The organism is Cupriavidus sp. C1SS-2L (assembly GCF_057073735.1).
Map to the genome: position 1 here is coordinate 37,865 of NZ_CP172711.1, position 22,482 is coordinate 60,346.

General features: G+C 60.6%; 20 protein-coding genes and 3 pseudogenes. 13 read left to right on the forward strand and 10 right to left on the reverse strand.

Translation table 11 applies throughout. From position 1 onward, the window contains the following. Positions 1-2: 2 nt before the first annotated feature. The 3 genes from trbC to ACIGJG_RS33220 form a co-directional block, all read right to left on the reverse strand. Positions 3-467, reverse strand: a complete 465-nt coding sequence (gene trbC, locus ACIGJG_RS33210) for a conjugal transfer system pilin TrbC (RefSeq protein WP_011114046.1) — start codon at positions 465-467, stop codon at positions 3-5. A 16-nt stretch (positions 468-483) separates the two neighbouring features. Next, positions 484-1,446 (reverse strand): P-type conjugative transfer ATPase TrbB, encoded by a 963-nt coding sequence (gene trbB / locus ACIGJG_RS33215; protein ID WP_000132020.1) that lies wholly within the window; start codon positions 1,444-1,446, stop codon positions 484-486. Between the two features lie 309 nt (positions 1,447-1,755). Next, on the reverse strand, positions 1,756-2,118 hold the full coding sequence (locus ACIGJG_RS33220) for a transcriptional regulator (protein ID WP_011114045.1): 363 nt from the start codon (positions 2,116-2,118) through the stop codon (positions 1,756-1,758). Between the two features lie 113 nt (positions 2,119-2,231). On the opposite strand from ACIGJG_RS33220, the gene ACIGJG_RS33225 reads away from it, so the two are divergent. Both ACIGJG_RS33225 and trfA read left to right on the forward strand, forming a co-directional pair. Then, complete coding sequence (locus ACIGJG_RS33225) at positions 2,232-2,573, forward strand: single-stranded DNA-binding protein (protein WP_000019167.1); 342 nt, start codon at positions 2,232-2,234, stop codon at positions 2,571-2,573. 46 nt (positions 2,574-2,619) lie between these two features. Further along, on the forward strand, positions 2,620-3,840 hold the full coding sequence (gene trfA, locus ACIGJG_RS33230; protein ID WP_011114072.1) for a plasmid replication initiator TrfA: 1,221 nt from the start codon (positions 2,620-2,622) through the stop codon (positions 3,838-3,840). Positions 3,841-3,952: 112 nt separating this feature from the next. On the opposite strand, the gene ACIGJG_RS33235 is transcribed toward trfA, so the two are convergent. Continuing rightward, the gene (locus ACIGJG_RS33235; protein ID WP_003131969.1) at positions 3,953-4,387 is read right to left on the reverse strand and encodes a mercury resistance transcriptional regulator MerR; all 435 of its coding nucleotides are present in this window, start codon (positions 4,385-4,387) and stop codon (positions 3,953-3,955) included. A gap of 71 nt (positions 4,388-4,458) precedes the next feature. Between ACIGJG_RS33235 and merT the strand changes: the two genes are divergently transcribed. The 6 genes and pseudogenes from merT to ACIGJG_RS33265 form a co-directional block, all read left to right on the forward strand. After that, the gene (merT, locus tag ACIGJG_RS33240) at positions 4,459-4,809 is read left to right on the forward strand and encodes a mercuric ion transporter MerT (RefSeq protein WP_003131974.1); all 351 of its coding nucleotides are present in this window, start codon (positions 4,459-4,461) and stop codon (positions 4,807-4,809) included. 12 nt (positions 4,810-4,821) lie between these two features. After that, the gene (merP, locus tag ACIGJG_RS33245; protein WP_003131987.1) at positions 4,822-5,097 is read left to right on the forward strand and encodes a mercury resistance system periplasmic binding protein MerP; all 276 of its coding nucleotides are present in this window, start codon (positions 4,822-4,824) and stop codon (positions 5,095-5,097) included. 71 nt (positions 5,098-5,168) lie between these two features. Beyond that, positions 5,169-6,854 carry a mercury(II) reductase gene (merA, locus tag ACIGJG_RS33250; RefSeq protein ID WP_003158917.1) on the forward strand — a complete coding sequence of 562 codons (1,686 nt, stop codon included), beginning with the start codon at positions 5,169-5,171 and terminating at the stop codon, positions 6,852-6,854. Positions 6,855-6,871: 17 nt separating this feature from the next. Beyond that, positions 6,872-7,237: a mercury resistance co-regulator MerD gene (gene merD / locus ACIGJG_RS33255; protein WP_000995360.1), complete on the forward strand. Its 366-nt coding sequence runs from the start codon at positions 6,872-6,874 to the stop codon at positions 7,235-7,237. Further along, complete coding sequence (gene merE, locus ACIGJG_RS33260) at positions 7,234-7,470, forward strand: broad-spectrum mercury transporter MerE (protein WP_003132004.1); 237 nt, start codon at positions 7,234-7,236, stop codon at positions 7,468-7,470. The genes merD and merE overlap by 4 nt, the downstream gene beginning before the upstream one ends. Next, positions 7,467-7,892: pseudogene (locus ACIGJG_RS33265) on the forward strand (EAL domain-containing protein); the annotation flags it as partial. The gene merE and the pseudogene ACIGJG_RS33265, both read left to right, overlap by 4 nt. Positions 7,893-8,034: 142 nt before the next feature. Here the strand turns inward: ACIGJG_RS33265 and ACIGJG_RS33270 are convergent. The 3 genes and pseudogenes from ACIGJG_RS33270 to ACIGJG_RS33280 form a co-directional block, all read right to left on the reverse strand. Then, positions 8,035-10,068: pseudogene (locus ACIGJG_RS33270) on the reverse strand (Tn3-like element IS1071 family transposase); the annotation flags it as partial. Positions 10,069-10,469: 401 nt separating this feature from the next. Next, positions 10,470-11,255: a glycosyltransferase family 2 protein gene (locus ACIGJG_RS33275; protein ID WP_483674383.1), complete on the reverse strand. Its 786-nt coding sequence runs from the start codon at positions 11,253-11,255 to the stop codon at positions 10,470-10,472. A gap of 33 nt (positions 11,256-11,288) precedes the next feature. Beyond that, positions 11,289-12,980, reverse strand: coding sequence for a site-specific integrase (locus ACIGJG_RS33280; protein WP_007180429.1), 1,692 nt, complete (start codon positions 12,978-12,980; stop codon positions 11,289-11,291). Between the two features lie 143 nt (positions 12,981-13,123). Here ACIGJG_RS33280 and ACIGJG_RS33285 point away from each other — a divergent pair, with 143 nt between their 5' ends. The 5 genes and pseudogenes from ACIGJG_RS33285 to ACIGJG_RS33305 all read left to right on the forward strand — a co-directional run. After that, entirely contained in the window at positions 13,124-16,150 is a 3,027-nt protein-coding gene (locus ACIGJG_RS33285; protein WP_007181927.1) for a Tn3 family transposase, read from the forward strand. Continuing rightward, complete coding sequence (locus ACIGJG_RS33290; protein WP_156903410.1) at positions 16,147-16,509, forward strand: hypothetical protein; 363 nt, start codon at positions 16,147-16,149, stop codon at positions 16,507-16,509. Before ACIGJG_RS33285 ends, ACIGJG_RS33290 begins: the two co-directional genes overlap by 4 nt. Then, the gene (locus tag ACIGJG_RS33295; protein WP_007180432.1) at positions 16,506-16,769 is read left to right on the forward strand and encodes a hypothetical protein; all 264 of its coding nucleotides are present in this window, start codon (positions 16,506-16,508) and stop codon (positions 16,767-16,769) included. Before ACIGJG_RS33290 ends, ACIGJG_RS33295 begins: the two co-directional genes overlap by 4 nt. A gap of 76 nt (positions 16,770-16,845) precedes the next feature. Further along, on the forward strand, positions 16,846-17,418 hold the full coding sequence (locus ACIGJG_RS33300) for a hypothetical protein (RefSeq protein WP_007180433.1): 573 nt from the start codon (positions 16,846-16,848) through the stop codon (positions 17,416-17,418). Positions 17,419-17,959: 541 nt separating this feature from the next. Then, positions 17,960-18,159, forward strand: a pseudogene (locus ACIGJG_RS33305) (IS30 family transposase); the annotation flags it as partial. Positions 18,160-18,512: 353 nt separating this feature from the next. Here ACIGJG_RS33305 and tfdB read toward each other — a convergent pair. The 3 genes from tfdB to ACIGJG_RS33320 form a co-directional block, all read right to left on the reverse strand. Further along, on the reverse strand, positions 18,513-20,309 hold the full coding sequence (gene tfdB, locus ACIGJG_RS33310; RefSeq protein ID WP_011178382.1) for a 2,4-dichlorophenol 6-monooxygenase: 1,797 nt from the start codon (positions 20,307-20,309) through the stop codon (positions 18,513-18,515). Positions 20,310-20,653: 344 nt separating this feature from the next. Further along, complete coding sequence (locus ACIGJG_RS33315) at positions 20,654-21,718, reverse strand: maleylacetate reductase (RefSeq protein ID WP_011178383.1); 1,065 nt, start codon at positions 21,716-21,718, stop codon at positions 20,654-20,656. Next, positions 21,715-22,452 carry a dienelactone hydrolase family protein gene (locus tag ACIGJG_RS33320; protein ID WP_223995859.1) on the reverse strand — a complete coding sequence of 246 codons (738 nt, stop codon included), beginning with the start codon at positions 22,450-22,452 and terminating at the stop codon, positions 21,715-21,717. The genes ACIGJG_RS33315 and ACIGJG_RS33320 overlap by 4 nt, the downstream gene beginning before the upstream one ends. Positions 22,453-22,482: the final 30 nt, after the last annotated feature.

Consider the following 22,482-nt stretch of genomic DNA (forward strand, 5'->3'; position numbering starts at 1 on the left):
ACTTACCCCGCGATGTGGCCGCGCTCGGCCCAGCGCATGACGGCTTCGCCGGGGAAGCCGGCCACGTCCAGCGCGGCGACCTTGACCTGGTGCAGCGCGCCATCGGTCAGGGCGGCGATTTCCGCGCCACGGCCGAAGAACGTGCTCATCATGTTCTGCGCGCCGACCAGCAGGGCCATGACCAGGACGATGAAGATCAACGTGCGGAAGAAGCCGTTGAGTTCGCCGCCGAAGATCAGGATGCCGCCGGCGACCACGATGCCGATGATCGACAGCGCGAAGGCCACCGGGCCGGTGACGGAGTTGCGGAGGTTGGTCAGCCAGCTCTCATACGGCAGAGAGCCGCCGGTGCCCTCGGAGGCGAATGCGTGCTGGGGGGCCAGCAGGAAGAACGCCAGGAGGGCGAAGAGGCCCATGTAGAACAGGGCGTTGCGGTTGAGGCGGAATGCCGGGAAGGTTGCTTGCATTGGTCGTAACTCCTAGTCAGAGGGTTTTGGTGATGTACTGGCCGTTGGCGAACCCGGAAACCTCCAAGATTTCCTGGATGCGCCGCGAGCCTTCGACGCGGGCGATATGAACAACCACGTGAACCGCCTCGCCGATAAGCGGTTCAATGGGTTTCGGGGAATCGGGGTGCATGCTGATGAGCATGGCGAGCCGATCCAATCCAGCTTTGGCGTTGTTTGCGTGCAGGGTTGCAGCACCTCCTTCGTGCCCGGTGTTCCAGGCCATCAACAGATCAAGGGCTTCGGGGCCGCGCACCTCGCCGACCAGGATTCGGTCGGGGCGCATGCGGAGGGTGGTTTTCAGCAGCGCCGTCATGTTCACGTCGATGCTGGTGTGGTACTGGACGTAGTTCTCGGCGGCGCACTGGATTTCGCCGGTGTCCTCGATGATGAAAACCCGCTCGGTCGGGTCTTGAATCACCATCTCGTTGATGATCGCGTTCACCAGCGTGGTCTTGCCCGAGCCGGTGCCGCCGATCACAAGGATGTTCCGGTGCGCGCGCACCGCTGCAATCAATGCCTCGCGCTGCGGCGCGGTCATGATTCCGCGTTCGACGTACTGATCGAGCGTGAAGATGGCGACGGCCTTCTTCCGAATGGCGAAGGTGGGTGCGGGCACAACCGGCGGGAGCTGGCCGGCGAAGCGACTGCCATCAAGGGGCAGCTCGCCTTCCAGGATCGGCTTGGAGCGCGTGACTTCCTTGCCGTGGTAGCCCGCGATGGTTTCGATGATGGCTTGCGCCTGCGCGACGCGCAGCGTGCCGATGCACTTCATCGGCTCGCCCAGGCGTTCGAGCCAGAGCTTGCCGTCCGCGTTGAGCATGATTTCAACGGTCTTGGGATCGTTGAGGGCGGCCAGCAGCTCCGGCCCCATGTCGCGTTCGAGCTTCTTCTTCGCCCGTTCCTTGATGCTGTTGTGTTCTGGTTTCTGGTCGGTCATTCCGTATGCCCTGTATGCCGTTGCGTTTCGCGCATTCTACACAGGTTCATACGATATACCGAACTAATTTCGACCGCAACACCGAAGCGCACAAGGGTGACTTCGGCCGCGACGTTGCATCGCGGATTGCAGGGGCGAAAGAGGCGACAACGCGGCGCATGCTCCGTGCGCCCTCGCGCCGAACCCGTGGCGTTTGCGTTATGGGTTGTCCGGGGGTTGAGCCACCCCGGCGGGCTTTAGCGGCTAAAACTTGGCTGGCTCTTGTGGCTCAGTTCCGCGCCGCTTCCCTTCCCTTCTCACATCCTGGCGTCAACTCCCTCTAAGTTTCTTCCTTGTCGCTTCGCCCCACTTCTTGACGATGAACGCCTGGTGTTCTGGCAGCACGGCCGCCACGCGCTCGAAGCCTGGCGGCAGGCTTCGGGGTGCCTTGCCGCCGGCCAGGGTGTCAAGGGCTTCTTTGTCCAGGTCGGTCGATTCAAGCAGGAGCGGCAGGGGAGTTTCAAGGGCCTGCGCAATGTCCTCCATCACCTTTAGGGAGGGGTTGGCTTTGCCAGTAGTGAGATCGGACAGGAAGGAGATCGAAACCCCCGACCTGTCCGATAGCTCCTTTTTCGTCATGTGCCGCTCATCGAGCAGCCGGAGCACGTTCGTGAAGAAGATGTAGTTGTACAAGGCCCGTATGCCTTCTCGGTGCGGGCGGCAGAAAATTTTAGCCGCTAAAGTTCTTGACCACGGACGCAGGTTTAGCTAAACTGACGACTCCATTAGCGAAAGGAGCATGACGAATGAGCCACAACCTGTTCCAGTTTATCGGTAATCTTACCCGCGATACCGACGTTCGCCATAGCGAAAACAGCGCCCGCGCCGTTTTCGACCTGGCTGTCAATCGCGTGTGGCGCAACGCAGCCGGTGCGAAGCAGGAGCAGACGGACTTCTTCCGCATCAAGTCGTTCGGCGGCCTGGCCGAGAACGCGGGCAAGTACCTGGGCAAAGGCTCCAAGGTGTTCGTCCAGGGCCGCATCGAGCCGACGAAGTACGAGAAGGACGGCAAGACCGAATACGGCTTCGATTTCATCGCCGAGGAAATCGAATACCTGGACACCAAAGCGCCAGGCGGCGGCCAGTAAGGCCAGGCCCGGCCACGGCCGGGCAGTATGCTAGGAGGGAGATTAGATGCAGAACGAGTTCAACGAGCAGGAATACAGGCGCAAGCTCATCGAGGGCGGGCTTAGCGAAGCCGACGCCACCGACCTTGCCGCCCGTACCGCCGCCGCTCGCAGGGACTCGGGCAGCGCCGGCGGGGCCTTCCGCCCCGCCGGTTCCCTCTTCGAGCTGCCGGCCACGGCCGGCGACAACGAGGCGGCTTTGCCGCCGAAGCTACCGACGCCGGCAAGTGCCGCCGTCGAGCGATCCGAGCGCATGGCGCAGGAATCGGCCGAGCTTGCGCGCACGATGGGCCTGCCGCCCGAACCGCGCACCGCCGTGAACAAGATGGCCGAGCAGATCGGCGCGCTGGCCCAGGACAAACGGAGTAGTGCGATGGCGACCAAGAAGCGAACGGCCGGCGGTGAGCTGGCCGAGAAGGTCAGCGAGGCCAAGCAGACGGCCTTGCTCAAGCACACGAAGCAGCAGATCAAGGACATGCAGCTCTCGCTGTTCGACCTGGCTCCCTGGCCGGATCACATGCGGGCACTGCCCAACGACTTCGGGCGGTCGGCGATCTTCACCGTCCGCAACAAGAAGGTGCCGCGCGCCGCGCTGCAAGGCCAGTCGATCTACCACGTCAACAAAGACGTGGAGATCACCTACACCGGGATCGAGCTGCGCGCCGACGACGACGAGCTGGTATTCGCCCAGGTGCTGGAGTACGCGAAGCGCACCGCGCTCGGAGAGCCGGTTTCCTTCACGTTCTACGAGCTTTGCCAGGACTTGGACTGGTCAATCAACGGTCGGTACTACACAAGGGCCGAGGAATGCCTGACGCGGCTCCAGGCGTCGGCCATGCAGTTCTCATCCCAACGCATCGGCCGGCTCGAATCGGTGTCGCTGATCCGGCGCTTCCGCGTCCTGGATCGCGGCAAGCGCACGTCGCGCTGCCAGGTCGAGATCGACGCCGAAATCGTGGTGCTGTTCGCCGGCGACCACTACACGAAATTCGTGTGGGAGAAGTACCGCAAGCTGTCGCCCACCGCGCGGCGCATGTTCGACTACTTCGCCACCCACAAGGAGCCGTACCCGCTCAAGCTGGAGACGTTCCGGCTGATGTGCGGCTCGGATTCCACCCGGCCGAAGAAGTGGCGCGAGCAGGTAGGCGAAGCGTGCGACGAGCTGCGCGAAAACGGCCTGGTCGAAAGTGCGTGGGTGAACGACGACCTGGTGCATTGCAAGCGGTGATCGCCCCCCTGCCCTCCCCTGGAGCCGCCCGAGATCGAGGCGGCTTTTTTTCTCGAGCATCGCCACTTCCGGCGAGGCAGGGGTCGTCTCAGAAAACGGAAAATAAAGCACGCTAAGGCATAGCCGAACCTGCCAAGCTTGCTCCACCCTGTAGTGACGCGATCAGCGGGCAGGAAACGTTCCCCCTTCGCGCATGGCAGGCGCACACCAACTCAGACAGCACGGCCTCCATGCGCGCCAGGTCAGCCATTTTCTCGCGCACGTCCTTGAGCTTGTGCTCGGCCAGACTGCTGGCTTCCTCGCAATGGGTGCCATCCTCCAGCCGCAGCAGCTCGGCGATCTCATCCAGGCTGAAGCCCAGCCGCTGGGCTGATTTCACGAAGCGCACCCGCGTTACATCCGCCTCGCCATAGCGGCGGATGCTGCCATAGGGCTTGTCAGGCTCCAGCAACAAGCCCTTGCGCTGATAGAAACGGATGGTCTCCACATTGACCCCGGCCGCCTTGGCGAAAACGCCAATGGTCAGGTTCTCCAAATTGTTTTCCATATCGCTTGACTCCGTACATGAGTACGGAAGTAAGGTTACGCTATCCAATTTCAATTCGAAAGGACAAGCGCATGTCTGAACCAAAAACCGGGCGCGGCGCGCTCTTCACTGGAGGGCTTGCCGCCATCCTCGCCTCGGCTTGCTGCCTCGGGCCGTTGGTTCTGATCGCCTTGGGGTTCAGCGGCGCTTGGATCGGCAACTTGGCGGTGTTGGAACCCTATCGCCCCATCTTTATCGGCGTGGCGCTGGTGGCGTTGTTCTTCGCCTGGCGGCGCATCTACCGGCAGGCAGCGGCCTGCAAACCGGGTGAGGTCTGCGCGATTCCCCAAGTGCGAGCTACTTACAAGCTCATTTTCTGGATCGTGGCCGCGCTGGTTCTGGTCGCGCTCGGATTTCCCTACGTCATGCCATTTTTCTACTGATCGGAGTTCACCATGAAGAAACTGTTTGCCTCCCTCGCCCTCGCCGCCGTTGTTGCCCCCGTCTGGGCCGCCACCCAGACCGTCACGCTGTCCGTACCGGGCATGACCTGCTCCGCCTGCCCGATCACTGTCAAGAAGGCGATTTCCAAGGTCGAAGGCGTCAGCAAAGTTGACGTGACTTTCGAGACACGCCAAGCGGTCGTCACCTTCGACGATGCCAAGACCAGCGTGCAGAAGCTGACCAAGGCAACCGCAGACGCGGGCTATCCGTCCAGCGTCAAGCAGTGAGTCACTGAAAACGGCACCGCAGCACAACGGACGTCATTGTCTGGCGCCACAAACGATAAAGGATCTGTTGCATGACCCATCTAAAAATCACCGGCATGACTTGCGACTCGTGCGCGGCGCACGTCAAGGAAGCGCTGGAAAAAGTGCCAGGCGTGCAGTCGGCGCTGGTGTCCTATCCGAAGGGCACAGCGCAACTCGCCATCGTGCCGGGCACATCGCCGGACGCGCTGACTGCCGCCGTGGCCGGACTGGGCTACAAGGCAACGCTAGCCGATGCGCCACTGGCGGACAACCGCGTCGGACTGCTCGACAAGGTGCGGGGATGGATGGCCGCCGCCGAAAAGCACAGTGGCAACGAGCCCCCGGTGCAGGTAGCGGTCATTGGCAGCGGTGGAGCCGCGATGGCGGCGGCGCTGAAAGCCGTCGAGCAAGGCGCGCAGGTCACGCTGATCGAGCGCGGCACCATCGGCGGCACCTGCGTCAATGTCGGCTGTGTGCCGTCCAAGATCATGATCCGCGCCGCCCACATCGCCCATCTGCGCCGGGAAAGCCCGTTCGATGGCGGTATTGCGGCAACTGTGCCTACGATTGACCGCAGTAAGCTGCTGGCCCAGCAGCAGGCCCGCGTCGACGAACTGCGGCACGCCAAGTACGAAGGCATCCTGGGCGGTAATCCGGCCATCACCGTTGTGCACGGTGAGGCGCGCTTCAAGGACGACCAGAGCCTTACCGTCCGTTTGAACGAGGGTGGCGAGCGCGTCGTGATGTTCGACCGCTGCCTGGTCGCCACGGGTGCCAGCCCGGCGGTCCCGCCGATTCCGGGCTTGAAAGAGTCACCCTACTGGACTTCCACCGAGGCCCTGGCGAGCGACACCATTCCCGAACGCCTTGCCGTAATCGGCTCGTCGGTGGTGGCGCTGGAGCTGGCGCAAGCCTTTGCCCGGCTGGGCAGCAAGGTCACGGTCCTGGCGCGCAATACCTTGTTCTTCCGTGAAGACCCGGCCATCGGCGAGGCGGTGACAGCCGCTTTCCGTGCCGAGGGCATCGAGGTGCTGGAGCACACGCAAGCCAGCCAGGTCGCCCATATGGACGGTGAATTCGTGCTGACCACCACGCACGGTGAATTGCGCGCCGACAAACTGCTGGTTGCCACCGGTCGGACACCGAACACGCGCAGCCTCGCGCTGGACGCAGCGGGGGTCACTGTCAATGCGCAAGGTGCCATCGCCATCGACCAAGGCATGCGCACGAGCAACCCGAACATCTACGCGGCCGGCGACTGCACCGACCAGCCGCAGTTCGTCTATGTGGCGGCAGCGGCCGGCACCCGTGCCGCGATCAACATGACCGGCGGCGATGCGGCGCTCGACCTGACCGCAATGCCGGCCGTGGTGTTCACCGATCCGCAAGTGGCGACCGTGGGCTACAGCGAGGCGGAAGCCCACCACGACGGGATCGAGACCGACAGCCGCACCTTGACCTTGGACAACGTGCCGCGTGCGCTCGCCAACTTCGACACACGCGGCTTCATCAAGTTGGTTATCGAGGAAGGCAGCCATCGGCTGATCGGCGTACAGGCGGTCGCGCCGGAAGCGGGTGAACTGATCCAGACGGCGGCTCTGGCCATTCGCAACCGCATGACGGTGCAGGAACTGGCCGACCAGTTGTTCCCCTACCTGACGATGGTCGAGGGGTTGAAGCTCGCGGCGCAGACCTTCAACAAGGATGTGAAGCAGCTTTCCTGCTGCGCCGGGTGAGAAAAAGGAGGTGTTCAATGAACGCCTACACGGTGTCCCGGCTGGCTCTTGATGCCGGGGTGAGCGTGCATATCGTGCGCGACTACCTGCTGCGCGGATTGCTGCGCCCGGTGGCGTGCACACCAGGCGGCTACGGCTTGTTCGATGACGCCGCCTTGCAACGGCTGTGCTTCGTGCGGGCGGCCTTCGAGGCGGGCATCGGCCTCGACGCGCTGGCGCGGCTGTGCCGGGCGCTGGATGCGGCGGACGGCGACGAAGCGGCCGCGCAGCTTGCCCTGCTGCGTCAGTTCGTCGAGCGTCGGCGCGAAGCGTTGGCCGATCTGGAAGTGCAGTTGGCCACCCTGCCGACCGAGCCGGCACAGCACGCGGAGAGTCTGCCATGAACAACCCCGAGCGCTTGCCGTCCGAGACGCACAAACCGATCACCGGCTACCTGTGGGGCGGACTGGCTGTGCTGACTTGCCCCTGCCACCTGCCCATCCTCGCTGTCGTGCTGGCCGGCACAACCGCCGGTGCTTTCCTCGGCGAGCATTGGGTCATCGCGGCGCTCGGTTTGACCGGCCTGTTCCTTCTGTCCCTGTCGCGGGCGTTGCGGGCATTCAGGGAAAGAGAATGAGCGCTTTCCGGCCGGATGGATGGACGACGCCGGAACTGGCCCAAGCGGTCGAGCGCGGGCAGCTTGAACTGCACTACCAGCCCGTCGTCGATCTGCGCAGTGGTGGGATTGTCGGCGCGGAAGCCCTGTTGCGCTGGCGTCATCCGACGCTTGGACTATTGCCACCGGGCCAGTTCCTGCCCGTGGTCGAATCGTCCGGCCTGATGCCTGAAATCGGCGCTTGGGTGCTGGGCGAAGCCTGCCGCCAGATGCGTGACTGGCGAATGCTGGCATGGCGACCGTTCCGGCTGGCCGTCAATGTTTCGGCGAGCCAAGTGGGACCGGACTTCGACGGGTGGGTAAAGGGCGTGCTGGCTGATGCCGAGTTGCCCGCCGAGTATCTCGAAATCGAGCTGACCGAATCGGTCGCGTTTGGTGATCCGGGGTCTCCTCGTTTTCAGTGCAATAAGTGACGGTACGAAAAGCTAGCACTGGCGCGGAGGTGGTGTTGGTAGATCGTTGATTTCATTGACTTTCCTGTTCACTTTCAAATCTGCGATTCGTGGCGTCAAACCGTGGTCGGTTTCATCCATTGGTGCCAGTTATCGATGCATTTGGCCGCGAAGGCAGGATTTGGTCAGCATAGCGGTCAACCGGGAAGCGAAACACACCCCGCAAGTTGATGCTCTCCAGCCTGGTGGGCGCAATCTTCCCGATCAGTTCCGGTGGAATGACCTGGCGGCGGTTCGACCAGCGATCCAGGACCGCCTGCATCTGTGAGGTATTCCACGCCATCACGATGTTGGCCATCAGGCTCAACGCATCGGCCACAGCCTGCATTTCATCGACACGTTTGGCCTGCGCCGGGCTGATCCGGCCGGTATAAATGGCGCGCTTGAGGGCGTTAACAGCCTCGCCCCGATTGAGCACCCGGCGCAACTCGTTCCTGAAAGCGTCCTTGACAAAGTAGTCAGCCAAAAACGCCGTACGCAGCAACCGCCCCAATTGCACGCCAGCCTCATAGATTGGATCGCCCTGGGCGGCAGAACCGAACCGCGCAAGAGCTGCCACCGCACTGGCATGTCCGCTCATGACCGAGGCTGCCAGGTGCACCAGACTATCCCAATGCTTTTCGATCAAAGCGACGTCGACATTGGCTTCGCACACCGCAGCGATTTCTGCGGGCACTTTGGTGCCGCGTGGCACAAAGAGGTGGCGCTGTTTGAGTTCCTTCAACCGCGGGCAAAGATCAAAACCAAGCAAACGGGCATGTGACATGGCAAAGTCGGTGTAGCCATGGGTATCCACAGCAAGCTGGCTGGTCTCCAGCTTTTCTTGGCGGATGACACCTTCAATGGCCACGCCCGCCTGGCGCTCATTGAGCACAAAGGGCTGCGCATGGAAGATGCCCCACCGGTCTTTTACATGGGAGTAGATTCCAATGGAAGGTGTGTTGCGCCGAGGATCAAGCCGGGCTTGCCACACCCGTTTGGTGGTCTCCATGCTCATCATGTCAGAAGATGCCAAATCGGACCGCCCCCAGGTGGCGGCAATCGGGTGTCGCTGCATGAATTCCAGCACAGCCTGGCAGGCCTGGCTCAGACGCCGTTCGTCCCGCGCCCAGCGCATGGCCTGGCGAATGCTGGTGGCAGACAATTGCGGAATCATGCGCGCGCATTCGACCGCAGTCAGACTGGTGCCGTGGGCCATGATGCCGGCATAGACCATCAGCAGCTCGTCGGTAGAGCGCGGCTCACGTCCGAGCATGATCCAGCTAAAGCGCACCTGGGCGTCAACGGCCAGAATCACTTCCGGCAATTGAACCTCACCGATGCGGTGATCCAAAGCCGCGCGCAGCTTGGTCACTTCTGGGTCTTCGTCCTCTGCGGGCAATGGCGACAAATGGAGTTCATCATCCACGCGCAGTACGCCACTGCGGGCTGCAGCGGCCACCGCATCGACACCGGCAGTTACTCTGGCCAGCAAAGGCTTCAAGAAAGTGGCAGCCTTGCTGGGTAACGATAGACGGGCATAGTGTTTCTTGGACTCTGCCTGCCAACGCTCGTCCGTGAAGAACAAGCGCGCACGACCCCGAAAGCTCAGGCTGTGCTCAATCCAGACCGAGCCATTGCGCACCGCGCGGCGCAGGGCAAACAGGGTGGCCACCTCCAACGCCTGAAACGCCCGTTCCCGGTCTGGGCTGGAGATCGAAACCTGCCAGATCATTCCCAGACTTGGTGCCACCACTTCAACTGGCAGCTTTCTGGATCCTTTGAGATATAAAGCTTGCAGCTTGGCAAGGTACTCGATGGCAGGATGCTCGCCGGTGGCCTGCCAGGGCAGCTTTGCAATGGCGACGAGCAACGACCGCACGGGGCGAATTCCATCAATCAATCCCTCGCGGACCAGGGAGGCCCTGCTCGGTGGTTTGCGTTTCTGGGTTTCGGTGATCAAGGCTTCAAGACGGGCACGCAACTCAGCATCTGGCACCGCACCTTGCGCGCTCAAGGCAACAAGTTCGCCGAGCAGCGTTTTGTACATTGCGGCCCAATTGACGGTAGCGGGGACATCGGCGGCAGCCTGACGCCACAGATCGGCGATCCGGCGCTGCACCATAAGGGGGTCGCTTCAGAAAACGGAGAATATTGCACGCTAAGCCCCTCGACGGAGGCGCCCGCCGTTGCTTGGGCTTCAGAAATGCCATGGAGCCGAATGGTCTGAAAATCCGGCTCAGGCCCATGGCTCATCGCTAACGCATTTCCGGAAGCGGCCGCAACGGCCGGAATCTCCCTTCCTGCAGACAGTGGCTTTTTGCGACACATTTAGTCGCCAGTCAGGTCGATGTACTCCCAGCCGAGCGGTGAGAGGTACGTTCTACGCGAGTTGAGCCGGATTGACCCAACTCGCTCAGACCCACAACCGTCATGCTGCTCACGAAGGCGGCGCCCAACCTTGAGGCGGCGTCCCGTTGGTGCATCGTCTTTCGCAAGAAACGTGCGCTGGGCTCACAGGACGTCACATTAGTGCCCAGGATAGTCAAGGAAGAACTCGGGATGAGCCTCCCACTTCTTCTTGAAATACTCGCCGTTTCTGAGAAAGAGTTTGGTGTAGCTCCGACCCTGTGAGTTGGCGTTGGTAGTCTGATGCGGCTGATGCCGGATACCTGTCAGGTCTCTATAGCAGACCTTCAATCCGAGCCTTTTGATCTGGAAGCTCATGTCGGTGTCTTCGAAACAGGTCGGATCGTAAAAATCGTCGAATCCACCAGTTGCATTGAAAACAGATCTCGGAACAAAAAACCCGCCAGTGCCCAGATAGCCGATGTCGGCGCGATAGCCATTGAGCAACGCCTCTTGGTTCATCGCGCGATTTTGGCAATAGTCGGCAATCATGCCGCCCAGATCGGTACGCGTGCGATCGAACCACCCAGCCGCCCATCCTACGACGCCAACGCTTGCGTCTCGAGAGAGGATCTGCAGTGCCTCGACCAAGAACGACGAGCTGGTAAACCACTGATCTGAATCGAAGAACGCCAGATACCTACCTGTCGCCAGACTTGCACCGAGATTTCTCCCGGAGGCACAGCCGTTGACGGGGTTAACTACTACCCGGACGTCCGGGAAGTTCTCAGTGATAAAGTCTGCACCGCCATCCGTACTCGCGTTGTCAACAACGATAATTTCCCGCAGGAGGCATTTTCCATGAGTCTGTAGCGACTCGAGGCAGCGCCCGATAATGTTGCGATTGTTATGGGGTTCTACGCCGGAACCCCAGAAAATTCCGTCATTCCACATTGTGAACGTCAATCGGTTTGTTGCCTGACGTGCCGAGCGAGTAACTCAGTCGGTAAATGCCTGCCCGAACTGCCGTGCCCGCTTTACATCGTCGGTATGCAAGTAAATCGACGTGGTCGAAATCGACGCGTGACGCAGGTTATCTCGTACGGCGCTCAGCTCAACCCCTCTGGCGATCGCGTGGGTCGCATGGGTGTGCCGCATCCAGTGCGGAGAGGCCCGATGCAGCTTTTCAGCCAGCACCGGATGGTCGTTCTTGATAATCTGCGCGACGAGCCGAAAAAACCGGCGCATGACTTCCCACAGCCGCAAGGGCTTGATGCCGGCATCGGCGTCGTCAAGGCTGCCAATCAGGGACGTGGTCGGATTCCAGTGAGCACGGCTGACAGGAAGCCCCCGCTCCTGCAGATATCGGTCCAGCGCTGTGCGCGCTAGGGGTGTCAGGGTAACGCGGGCTGGCTTGCCGCCCTTGCCGACCACGTGCAGCCAGTGATCACCGGCTGCGTCGACTTCGATGCTGCGCAGTGTGGCGTCAGCCAGTTCGCTGATCCGCAGTCCCGTTGCGTAGCCGAAATCCAGCATGAACCGCAACCGTTGCGCAGCGGGCGCCTGCCAGCCGTACGACCACTCGAGCCCGTTGGCGATGGTGCGCGTCAGCATCCATTCTCCTTCGGTGAAAGCGTGCGAGGTTTCAAGAGCCATGGCGCGCTTGCTGCCGCGTACCTTGATGCCGGAGAATGGGTTGGCCACGACGTAGCGCTGCTCGACCAGCCAGCGGAACATGGCGCTGAGCACGGCAAGCGCATGCGCAATCGAACGGGCCGAGAGGTTGTCGACAAACGGGCGCCAGTCCGTTGATGTGCGCGGCCGCGGTGGCCCGACCCAGCGTTCTCGCGGTGTAGGTCTGCGCAGAAACGCCCTGTAGTCGGTGGCATCCCGGGTGGTCAGCGAAGACAGCGCCTTGCCGCGAGCAACGATGCCCCAGAGAATCAGCCGTTCGGCTTCCTTGCGGTAGGCCCGCTGCGTGGCCGGGGATTCGTGCAACGCGAGCCATGCCTGGATAGCGTCGTAATCGTTGTCGACGCCGAGGATGCAGGCCGACACCGGTGCGCGGAAGGCGCCGGCGGATCCGTCGATCTCGTGCGGTAGCCGTAGTTGCTCCCAAGGCGTCACGACTGACTGCCGATCCGCGATGATCAGTGCGCGGGCCCGCTCCGTGAGCGCCGGGTACGCGGCAAAGAAGGCCTCGATCCTTCTTGCACTGGCCGGCCCGAGACCCGGAATGACGGTCCACCACTGCCGGCGACGCGGAATCCGTACCGTGAGATCGGCCAGGGTCCGGATGCCGGCCGCGTGCAGGGTGCGGGCAGCGCGATTCGGCAGCCAGTGCGCAATGTCGTCGCCGATCTGCGGAGCTGGCGCAGGCATGATGCGCAGTAGCTCGACAGCCTGCGTGGTGGCGCGCGCATGATGCATACGCTTTTGGGCCGGGCATTCGAACAGCGTGGCCAGATCTGCCCGCTGTCGGTTACGGGCATAAAGTGCCAGTTGCCGGCGGATCTGGCCGATGACGCCGCGGGCTGACTGGCTGTGGCTGAGCCGATCTTGCATGTACCGGTGTGCCGCCTCACGCGAGGATGCGCCCTCGTACCAGGCACGCAGCGCTGCCAGTGCATCAGCATCAGGAAAGTCGGTCGGGATGTCGGCGGCGGACGGGCTCGTGGGGCGCGTTTTCATGTCATCGAGTTTAATATGGAAACAATGCCACAGAGATAATAAAGCTTATCTCTGTAGAATGCGGGAGTTCAATATTTCTGTCGTACCCCATGTCGTGATATCACAAAATTGAAGGATCTGACGTTGCGTGGAGAGGATGGTCGATGATCAACAAGAATAAGCTGCTCAGCGTCTTTTCCGACGCCGAACAGGAAGCCCTGTATGGCCTGCCTGATTTCGACGATGCGCAGCGGCTGGAATACCTGGCATTGACCGAATCCGAACTGGCGCTCGCCAGTAGCCGGCCCTCCATACCCGCGCAGGTCTATTGCATCTTGCAGATTGGCTACTTCAAGTCCAAGCACGCCTTCTTCCGCTTCGATTGGGACGAGGTTGAGGACGATTACGATTTCGTGTTGAGCCGCTATTTCCACGGCGAGCCGTTCGAACGCAAGCCGATCACCCGGCACGAGTACTACGCCCAGCGCGAACAGATCGCTGAACTGTACGGCTATCGACCGTGGGTGGCCGCCTTCCTGCCGCAACTCATGCAGCAGGCCGCGCAGATCGTACGTCGCGACGTGACACCGGGATTCGTCGCCGCCGAGCTCATCGTGTGGCTCAATGAGCACAAGATGATCCGGCCCGGCTACACGACCTTGCAAGAGCTAGTCAGCGAAGCCCTGTCCGTCGAACGTCGGCGGCTGGGCGACCTGCTCACCGGCGTATTGGACGAATTGACCCAAACCGCGCTAGACCAACTTCTGGTGCGCGATGATACTCTGTCGAAACTGGCGGCGCTGAAACAGGATGCCAAGAATTTCGGCTGGCGTCAGATGGTCCGCGAACGCGAAAAGCGCGGCACGCTGCAGCCGTTGCACGAAATCGCCAGGACGCTGCTGCCCCGGCTGGATATCTCGCAGCAGAACGTGCTGTACTACGCAAGCCTGGCGAACTTCTATACCGTCCACGACCTGCGCAACCTGAAGGCGGATCAGGCGCAGCTCTACCTGCTGTGTTACGCCTGGGTGCGCTTCCGACAGCTCACCGACAACCTGGTCGATGCGATGGCCTTCCACATGAAGCAGCTCGAGGAAGAAAGCAGCGCGGGCGCGAAACAGTCACTCATCGCCGAGCAAGTAAAACGCCATCGGGAAACGCCGCAGATCGGCCGCCTGTTGTCGCTCTATGTGGACGACAGCGTAGCCGATCCGACGCCGTTCGGCGAGGTGCGTCAGCGCGCCTATAAAATCATGGCCAAAGATGTGCTACAAAACACGGCGCAACGCATGACGGTCAAGCCGCTGAGTCAACTGGCACTACACTGGTTGGCGGTGGACGGCCTAGCCAAACGTATTCGCCGTCACCTGCGCCCCTTGTACGTCGAGCTCGACTTCGTCGGCACCTCCCCAGACAACCCGTGGCTCGCGGCGCTGGCTTGGGTCAAGGGGGCCTTCGCCAAACAGCAGCGCCTGTCACAACGACCGCTCGCCGAATGTCCCGCGGCCACGCTGCCGAAGCGCCTGCGACCGTACCTGCTGATCTTCGGCGCTGATGGTCAGCCGACCGGTTTGCACGCCGATCGCTACGAATTCTGGTTGTACCGCCAGATCCGGAAGCGCTTCCAGTCGGGAGAGATCTATCTCGACGACAGTCTGCAACATCGTCACTTCTCCGACGAGCTTGTTTCGATGAACGAGAAGGCCGACGCGCTGGCGCAGATGGAGATCCCGTTCCTGCAGCAGCCAATCGATGCCCAACTCGATGCGTTAGCGGCCGAGTTGCATGCACAATGGCTGGCCTTCAACCGAGAGCTGAAACAGGGCAAGCTTACGCACCTGGAATACGACAAGGATACGCAGAAGCTGATTTGGCGCAAACCGAAAACCGAGAACCAGAAGGTGCGTGAGCAGGCATTCTACGAGCAACTGCCATTCTGCGATGTTGCCGACGTGTTCCGCTTCGTCAACGGCCAGTGCCAGTTCCTGTCGGCGCTGACGCCATTGCAGCCGCGCTACGCGAAGAAGGTAGCGGACGCCGATAGCCTGATGGCGGTTATCATCGCTCAGGCAATGAACCATGGCAACCATGTCATGGCGCGCACCAGCGACATTCCGTACCACGTTCTGGATAGCACCTACCAGCAGTATCTGCGTCAGGCGACGCTGCATGCGGCCAACGACTGCATCAGCAACGCCATCGCCGCGCTGCCGATCTTCCCGTACTACTCGTTCGATCTCGATGCGCTGTACAGCGCCGTCGATGGGCAGAAATTCGGCGTCGAGCGACCGACCGTGAAGGCGCGTTACTCGCGCAAATACTTCGGACGAGGCAAAGGCGTCGTCGCCTACACGCTGCTGTGCAATCATGTCCCGTTGAACGGCTACCTAATCGGCGCGCACGAGTACGAGGCGCATCACGTGTTCGACATCTGGTATCGCAACACGTCGGATATAGTGCCGACTGCGATCACCGGCGACATGCACAGCATCAACAAAGCCAACTTCGCTATCCTGTATTGGTTCGGGTTGCGCTTCGAGCCTCGCTTCACAAACCTCGATGACCAGTTGCAGGAATTGTATTGTATCGACGACCCGGCGCTGTACGAGAAATGCCTGATTCAGCCGATCGGACAAATCGATCGGCAGCTCATCACCAGTGAGAAGACAAATATCGATCAGATCGTCGCCACGCTGGGCCTCAAAGAGATCACGCAGGGCTCGCTGATCCGCAAACTATGTACGTACTCGCAGGAAAACCCGACACGTCGCGCGATTTTTGAGTTCGATAAGCTCATTCGTACCATCTACACGTTGCGTTACCTGCGCGACCCGCAGCTCGAGCGAAACGTGCATCGCTCCCAAAACCGCCTCGAGTCTTACCATCAGCTTCGTTCGACCATCGCCCAGGTCGGCGGCAAGAAGGAATTGACCGGCCGCACCGACATCGAAATCGAGATCAGCAACCAGTGCGCCCGGCTGATCGCCAACGTCATCATTTTTTACAACTCGGCGATTCTGTCGCATCTACTGACGAAATGGGAGGCCAGTGGCAACGCCAAGGCGCTGGCGCGGCTTACGCAGATATCACCGGCAGCCTGGCGGCATATCCTTTTGAACGGGCACTACACTTTTCAAAGCGACAACAAAATCGACCTGGACGCGCTCATTGCAGGGCTCGAATTGGAGTGATCGAATTTTCGGCGGTTCTGGCTTGGAATCCCTTATTCCTGTTACGGTGGAATACGATGCCACAACCAGGTAATCCTTTACCCCCAGCCGTGGTCAACACCTGGCGACTGAGCGTCGGCACGTCGCTGTTCGTGATCGATATCCTGGCCGACGGCAGCTGGCGACCGGCGTATATTGCGCCAAAGCGGCTGGGTGGCTGGACGATGGATGTGTTGCCGAACATGCCGCCGACGTTAGTCGATATCGCTCCCTCGGTACGCACCTGGGCGCGACAGTACGGCGCGAATGTAACGAACCGGCGCACGCCGGCGCGCCGGTTTCCCGCGCAAACCGCTTCTTCGAACAGGACGCCAGAATGAACATGCTGAAACGTCGTCTCGATGCGACAGACGAAAAGCTGCAGGAGCTGAAAACAGCCCGCAAAGCGGCAGCTAAGGCGCAGCGCCAGCAGGTCAAGCAAACGCGCGCGGATCGCGAGCGAAAGATCATGCTGGCCGGCGAGGCGTTGCTGCGGCGTGTCGATCGCGGCGAGTGGGATGAAGCCGATTTCCGCGCGATGATGGACGATTATCTGTCGCGGCCCGCCGATCGCGCGCTGTTCGAGCTCGACGATGTATAGCCTTTGATGTTCGACGTCGACGCACCGCACAGCCAGGTCGGCAAATGTTGATTTGATTCACGATGAAGGATGCCCGATGCTGCCAACGCTCCGCATGAACCGGAATTTTGTCGAGGCCTTGCTGGCCGAGCGCGCGCCCTGCTTTGCGATGGGACTCGTGGCCGAGGGCCAGACGCACTATGCTTGCCTGGCACTGCGGCCGGTGGATGACATTCCGAACGACGTAACACGCAGCGGTTTCAACTTTGGCCACTCGATACGCGGCACCGACGACTTCGAGGTCGTACACTTCGGCTTAGAGTTTTACGGCTACCGCATCTTCAATGCGCTGATCAATCCGAGCAACTTCATCGCCAGGACAATCCTGTCGCACATGGTCGACACGAAGGCGTTTTTCTTCTTCGCGGTCAACCCGTCAGGCGGTGTGACGGTGTTCAAGTCCGGCATCGGTGAATGCAGCCTGGACAGCATCGAGTCTAATCTCGAGCGGATACTGCGCTCGAGCACGTCCGATGCTCAGTACGACGCGGCGCTGACAACGTTCAGCGACCATCCAGATCCGGTCGGGCCGATGCTGCACTGGGTTTGCCGGGACTGCGAAGATTGTCTCGACCTGTCCCACAATGTAATCGAACTGGGCCCCGCGTAACGGTCCTGATGGTCCGTGTGACCGAGACCGTCATGTCACTCACCGGACGTCGCTCCAACATTCTTCGGCTGGAATAAGCCGATTAATGTTCACAATGTGGAACGACGGAATTTTCTGGGGTTCCGGCGTAGATCCCCATCCTTTTGATGCGGAATCTGGCGCTTTCATCCCGCCGCGTCCGTGAGGCCCAGACGCATCCGATAGTCCCCGAGCAACTGCTGCTCGTCGAACTGCGCTGTGAGCTTCGTCAGATCGGCGGTCAGCGATTCACGTGCTTCGCGCAGCCGCGTCAGTTCAGTCGCCTCAGTCCTCGCGGTGTTAGCAGCGCATCGTGCTCGGCCTTGGTGCGTGCGTGGTCGGCGAGCGACTGGTTCAACGTATTCTGTAACTACTTGCTGTGCGCTTGCAGCTCGCGTAGATGCCTTGTCGCGACGCCGGCTTCGGCGACGAGCCGCGCGCTTTCTCTGTTCAACTGGGTTATTTCATTTTGCTTGACGATCAGCGTTTGGTTCACCTGGCGCAGTTCAGCCTGCAGTTACTGAACCCCCAGCATCCTTGGCAGCGCGGGTCGAATGAAAATGCGAACGGGCTATCGAGACATCCCCAACGGCACCTACATTTCGGTGTACCAATTGGCTACTCAATACCGTGGCGAGGCGGCTGGATGGGCGACCGAGGAAAACCCTGAACCACGGAACGCCCGCCGAACGATTTCAGCAAACTGTTGCATCCACCGGTTGAATCCGCACGAGCAAGCGGTCATTCAAATGACAGTAATGTAGATCGTGTCGTCGACATTGCAATCAAGCGCTCTTTTTTCAACGTTGGCTGCACCGGCCCGTCGTCTGCTCACGTGCTTAATAGCATCATCAGCAAGGCGGTCGACACCGGTACGAACTTCCCAAATTAGATGATCTGCAGTTACGTCCGGTCCAGAAAACACGTCACGTCGTTGCGCACCGCCTTGCCTTAATCGCGCGACAACCTTCCCGCGTCGCCACACGCCATCTCACGCTGCGCAAGATCACGCTTCCCCTCCCGCAACCCGAGGTGAGCGCTTCCGTCTCACCTCGAATAGATCGCGACGCCACTCCTTATATAGCTCGAGACGTAACGCGCAGCGCGCTCGACCTCTCTGACTGGCGTCCGAGGATCCGCCTCATGGCGGACACGAGGTCGCCTGCCGCATCGGCCGGCAAGGACGTCGCCCGATAGGCGACGTGGAAATCCGGCCGCACCAGGATGGCGCCGGTGTCGATGATCTCGGAAATTCTCGCGAAGTCGCCGTAATGATCCTCGTAGGCCTGGCCAGGCCCAATGATGCGCACCGTCACTGCCACCCCGAGTTGCCGGCTCACGGCCGCCGCGGCATCCTGCCAGGCTGCGCCGCCAATCCCGGTAAAGAGAGTGAAGTTGCCCTTCCCGCAGAGATCCTTTGTTGAGATACGGTGTCCATCACCACTCGCATAGACCCAGACATGCGGCATGGGCGCTCCAGGCCGCGTCGACGCCTGGTGATAGAGCTCGACGTCGCGGAAGACTTCGTCCGGCGAATTGTCTGCCACGATCGCGGGACTGTCGTAACGCTGATTCATTTCGACGCCGTGGGCGTTGTAAACGTAATTGGTCCCGGCGATGGCCTCGCGTAACCGCGTGCGCTGCGCTTGCGCCTCGGGCCCAGGTTCCTTGCGGCGAGCCATGTTGCTCTTCATCTCGTCGGCGCTCTTGGCCTGCGGCAACCCCAGAGCCATCGCGATCGGCGGGAAATCCTCAAGCGACTTGTTCGCCCTGCAGACCACCTGCTTCGCGATCGGCGCCCGCTCGATCGTGTAGGTGTCCAGCAGGCTCTCGTCGGCCGTGCCGTTCAGCACCATGGCGATCTTCCAGGCGAGATTGAAGCTGTCCTGGATGGAGGTGTTTGAGCCGAGTCCGTTGGTCGGCGGATGCCGGTGGACCGCGTCGCCGGCGCAGAAGACCCGTCCTTGCTGCAACCGGGTCGCGTACATGTCGTTGACCGTCCAGGTCGAGATGCCCTCAATTTTCAGCGGCACGCTGTCATCGCCGATCAGATTGTGGACGATGCGGCGGGCGAAGGATTCCGAGATCTCCGGCGGGCCCTGCTCGACGTCGTACCCCCAGATCGCCAGCCATTTGTTCCACGGCCGGACCATGCGCACCACGCCGATGCCGAGACCGCCGATATCGGAGCCGGGCTGGATGACCCAGTAAAGGACCGATGGACGATGCGCGACGTAGCGGTCGAGATCAGCCTCGAACAGCAAGTTGATGGAACCGGACTTGCCCATGGTACCTTCGAGCGGCAGGTCCAGGTCTGACACGACGCGGCTGTTGGCGCCGTCGGCGCCGATCAGATATTTCGACCGGACGGTAAACTCTTCGCCATTCAGACGATCGCGCAAGCGCGACGACACGCCGTCAGCATCCTGTTCGTGTCCAAGATACTCTGTGTCGAAGCGCACCTTGCAGCCGTCGAGTGCGGCCGACTTGACGAGAATCGGCTCGAGATAGTTCTGTGGCAGGTCGCACATGGAGGTCGGCGAACATTCGTCGTAATCGGCGCGCCGGCGAACATCCGTCCCCCAGGTGCGAATCCGACCGAACTCCTCGCCGGCCAACGAGGCGCAGATGGTGTTCTCGCCCATTAGGTCATTCGGCGCGGCGTAGAGGCGGGCTTCAGCTTCGAGACCGAGATCACGCAGGATCTCCATTGTGCGTTGGTTGGTGATGTGGGCACGCGGCGTCGGAGCCGTCCAGTTGTACTTGTTAATGAGCATCGTCCTGACACCGTATCGCGCAAGCAGTGCCCCCGCCGAAGCGCCCGCCGGCCCGGTGCCAACGACCAGCACGTCGGTTTCGATCGTCAATGCCATGTCTTCCTCCGTCAATTGTTATGTCTCTCTCTTTGTGAGAAGAAACAGGGATTGTTCATCTCGCGTTCGGCCAAGTCGATTTTTTAAACTTCACCGTCTTTAACGCGCGATGAATAGTAAGGCTGAAGAGCCTTTGTTGCGCGCAAAGTAAAAATGAGCCACTTCGCGCAAAGAAAATCCGAGCCACCTCCAGTACAGTCGGCCTTTTTCGCGCGAAGGCTGGCGATGCTCCACAAGGAACAGTGGATGCAAATTCATGTGCTTCGCTTTAGCTTGAAGACCCGATGTCGACTTTGGAACGGGCTCTTCACCGCTACCGTACTAAACGCGGAGTGCAGGTCACATTATTTGAAATCCGGTCTTCGCCCACGAAACGCATTGACTAACAATGTTTCCAATGCGTCCGATTCCAGCGGACGCGGATTCGGATATTGGTCCCTTAGCGCGAGGTCGCGTACCCTCGGAATATCTTCAGGCCGCATACCGATTTCGGCGAGACTGAGTGGTGCTCCAGCATTTCTGGCGAGATCATATAGCGCGCTCGGGACGTCACTACTGCCGGCGACTTCCTGAAGCAGTCGCTCAGCTGGCGCGGCGTACGGCAGATTGTATGCCAGTGCGTGTGGTAGTACGATTGCATGTGTCTCCGCGTGGGGAAGATTAAGGGTTCCCCCAAGCGTGTGGCAGAGTTTGTGATGTAGCCCCATGCCCAAGTGGCACAGTGCAGTGCCACACATCCATGCCCCAAAAAGGGCATCCGTACGCGCTTCGGCGTCAGTCGGCTTTGCCACCAGGCGCGGGATTGCATCGAACAAGGCGCATATGCCCTGCTTACACATGGTCTCGAGAACGGGATTGAGGTCGGCCGAGTACAGACCTTCTGCGGCGTGAGCGATCGCATTCAAGGCGCTCGTCACCGAGATAGCAAGCGGCAAATCGACCGTGAGCAATGGATCATAAATCACGGTCTTCGGTAGCACCTTGGGGTCGCGGCCGGTCCTCTTCATTCCGCCTTCCGTGACACCCCAAATGGTAGTCATTTCACTACCGGCATAGGTCGTTGGTATAACCAGACTTGGGACGTCAAGGTTCATCGAAAGGATTTTTGCGAGTCCGGTGGTCGATCCTCCCCCGATCGCGATGATTGAGTCGGCGTCAGTATCGTTAAAAGCCCGCTCGGCTTTCTGGATGACGTCGACGGGAACATGCATCGTCGCGCCATCGAAATATCCAGCTACCCTGTCACCTATCGGACGGACGATATCCTTCGCTAACTCGCGTTGTTCCGGGCTGCTTAATACCAAGGGCCGGCGTGCGCCAAGGCGTCCTATTTCATCTGGCAATGCAGAAGCAGTGCCCGCCCCGAAGACGACCCTCGGGCTCAGGTAGTCAAGCGTGAACTTCTTCATGAAGGGTCCTTCAACATTGCAAGCAGTTCGAGCGTCCGAGCATTGGCCACAGTTGTCGCCGCCTGATCGAAATTTGGGCTGGATGACCGTGCAAATGAATGCCCCACTGGATACCAGTGCAGACTCAGATTTTTGTTTCGACCGAAATGCTCTTCGAGAATGCTACGGGCCTCTTCTGTGACATAGTGATCTTTGGTACCCATGTGGAACATCGCCGGTCGTGTAATAGCTGGCACCAGTGAGACCTTTTTTTCAAGTCCCACGCCGTAATAGCCGATTGAGCAATCGGCCAATGATCGCGCCGCCACATCAAACGCCAGCGCACCTCCCAGGCAGTACCCGACTACAGCGACACGACCGTTCGAGAAAGGGAGCGCACGAGCGTATTCAATGGCGCATGAAAGGTCATTGACTCCTGCCTCCATGTCAAAGTCGCGAAACAACGCAAGCGCCTGTTCCCGTTCCGATGGTACGTTTGCATCAAGCTCGATATTCGGCGCCTGTCTCCAGTACAGATCCGGACACACGCAACCAAAGCCCGCACCAACGAGCCATTCCACGGTTTCTCTTATGAAAGGCGTGATCCCGAAAATCTCCTGCGCGATCACGACGATGGGTGCGGAGTCCGTCGTCGGCTTTCCGAGGTAGGCACCAAAGCGACCACCCGAGCGCGACGTGATCTCAACGCCGTCTGATAACATATTTAGTCTCCAGTTACACATGCGCAGTTGCATTCGAGGCGATCCACAGCCGCGGCCTGCGCT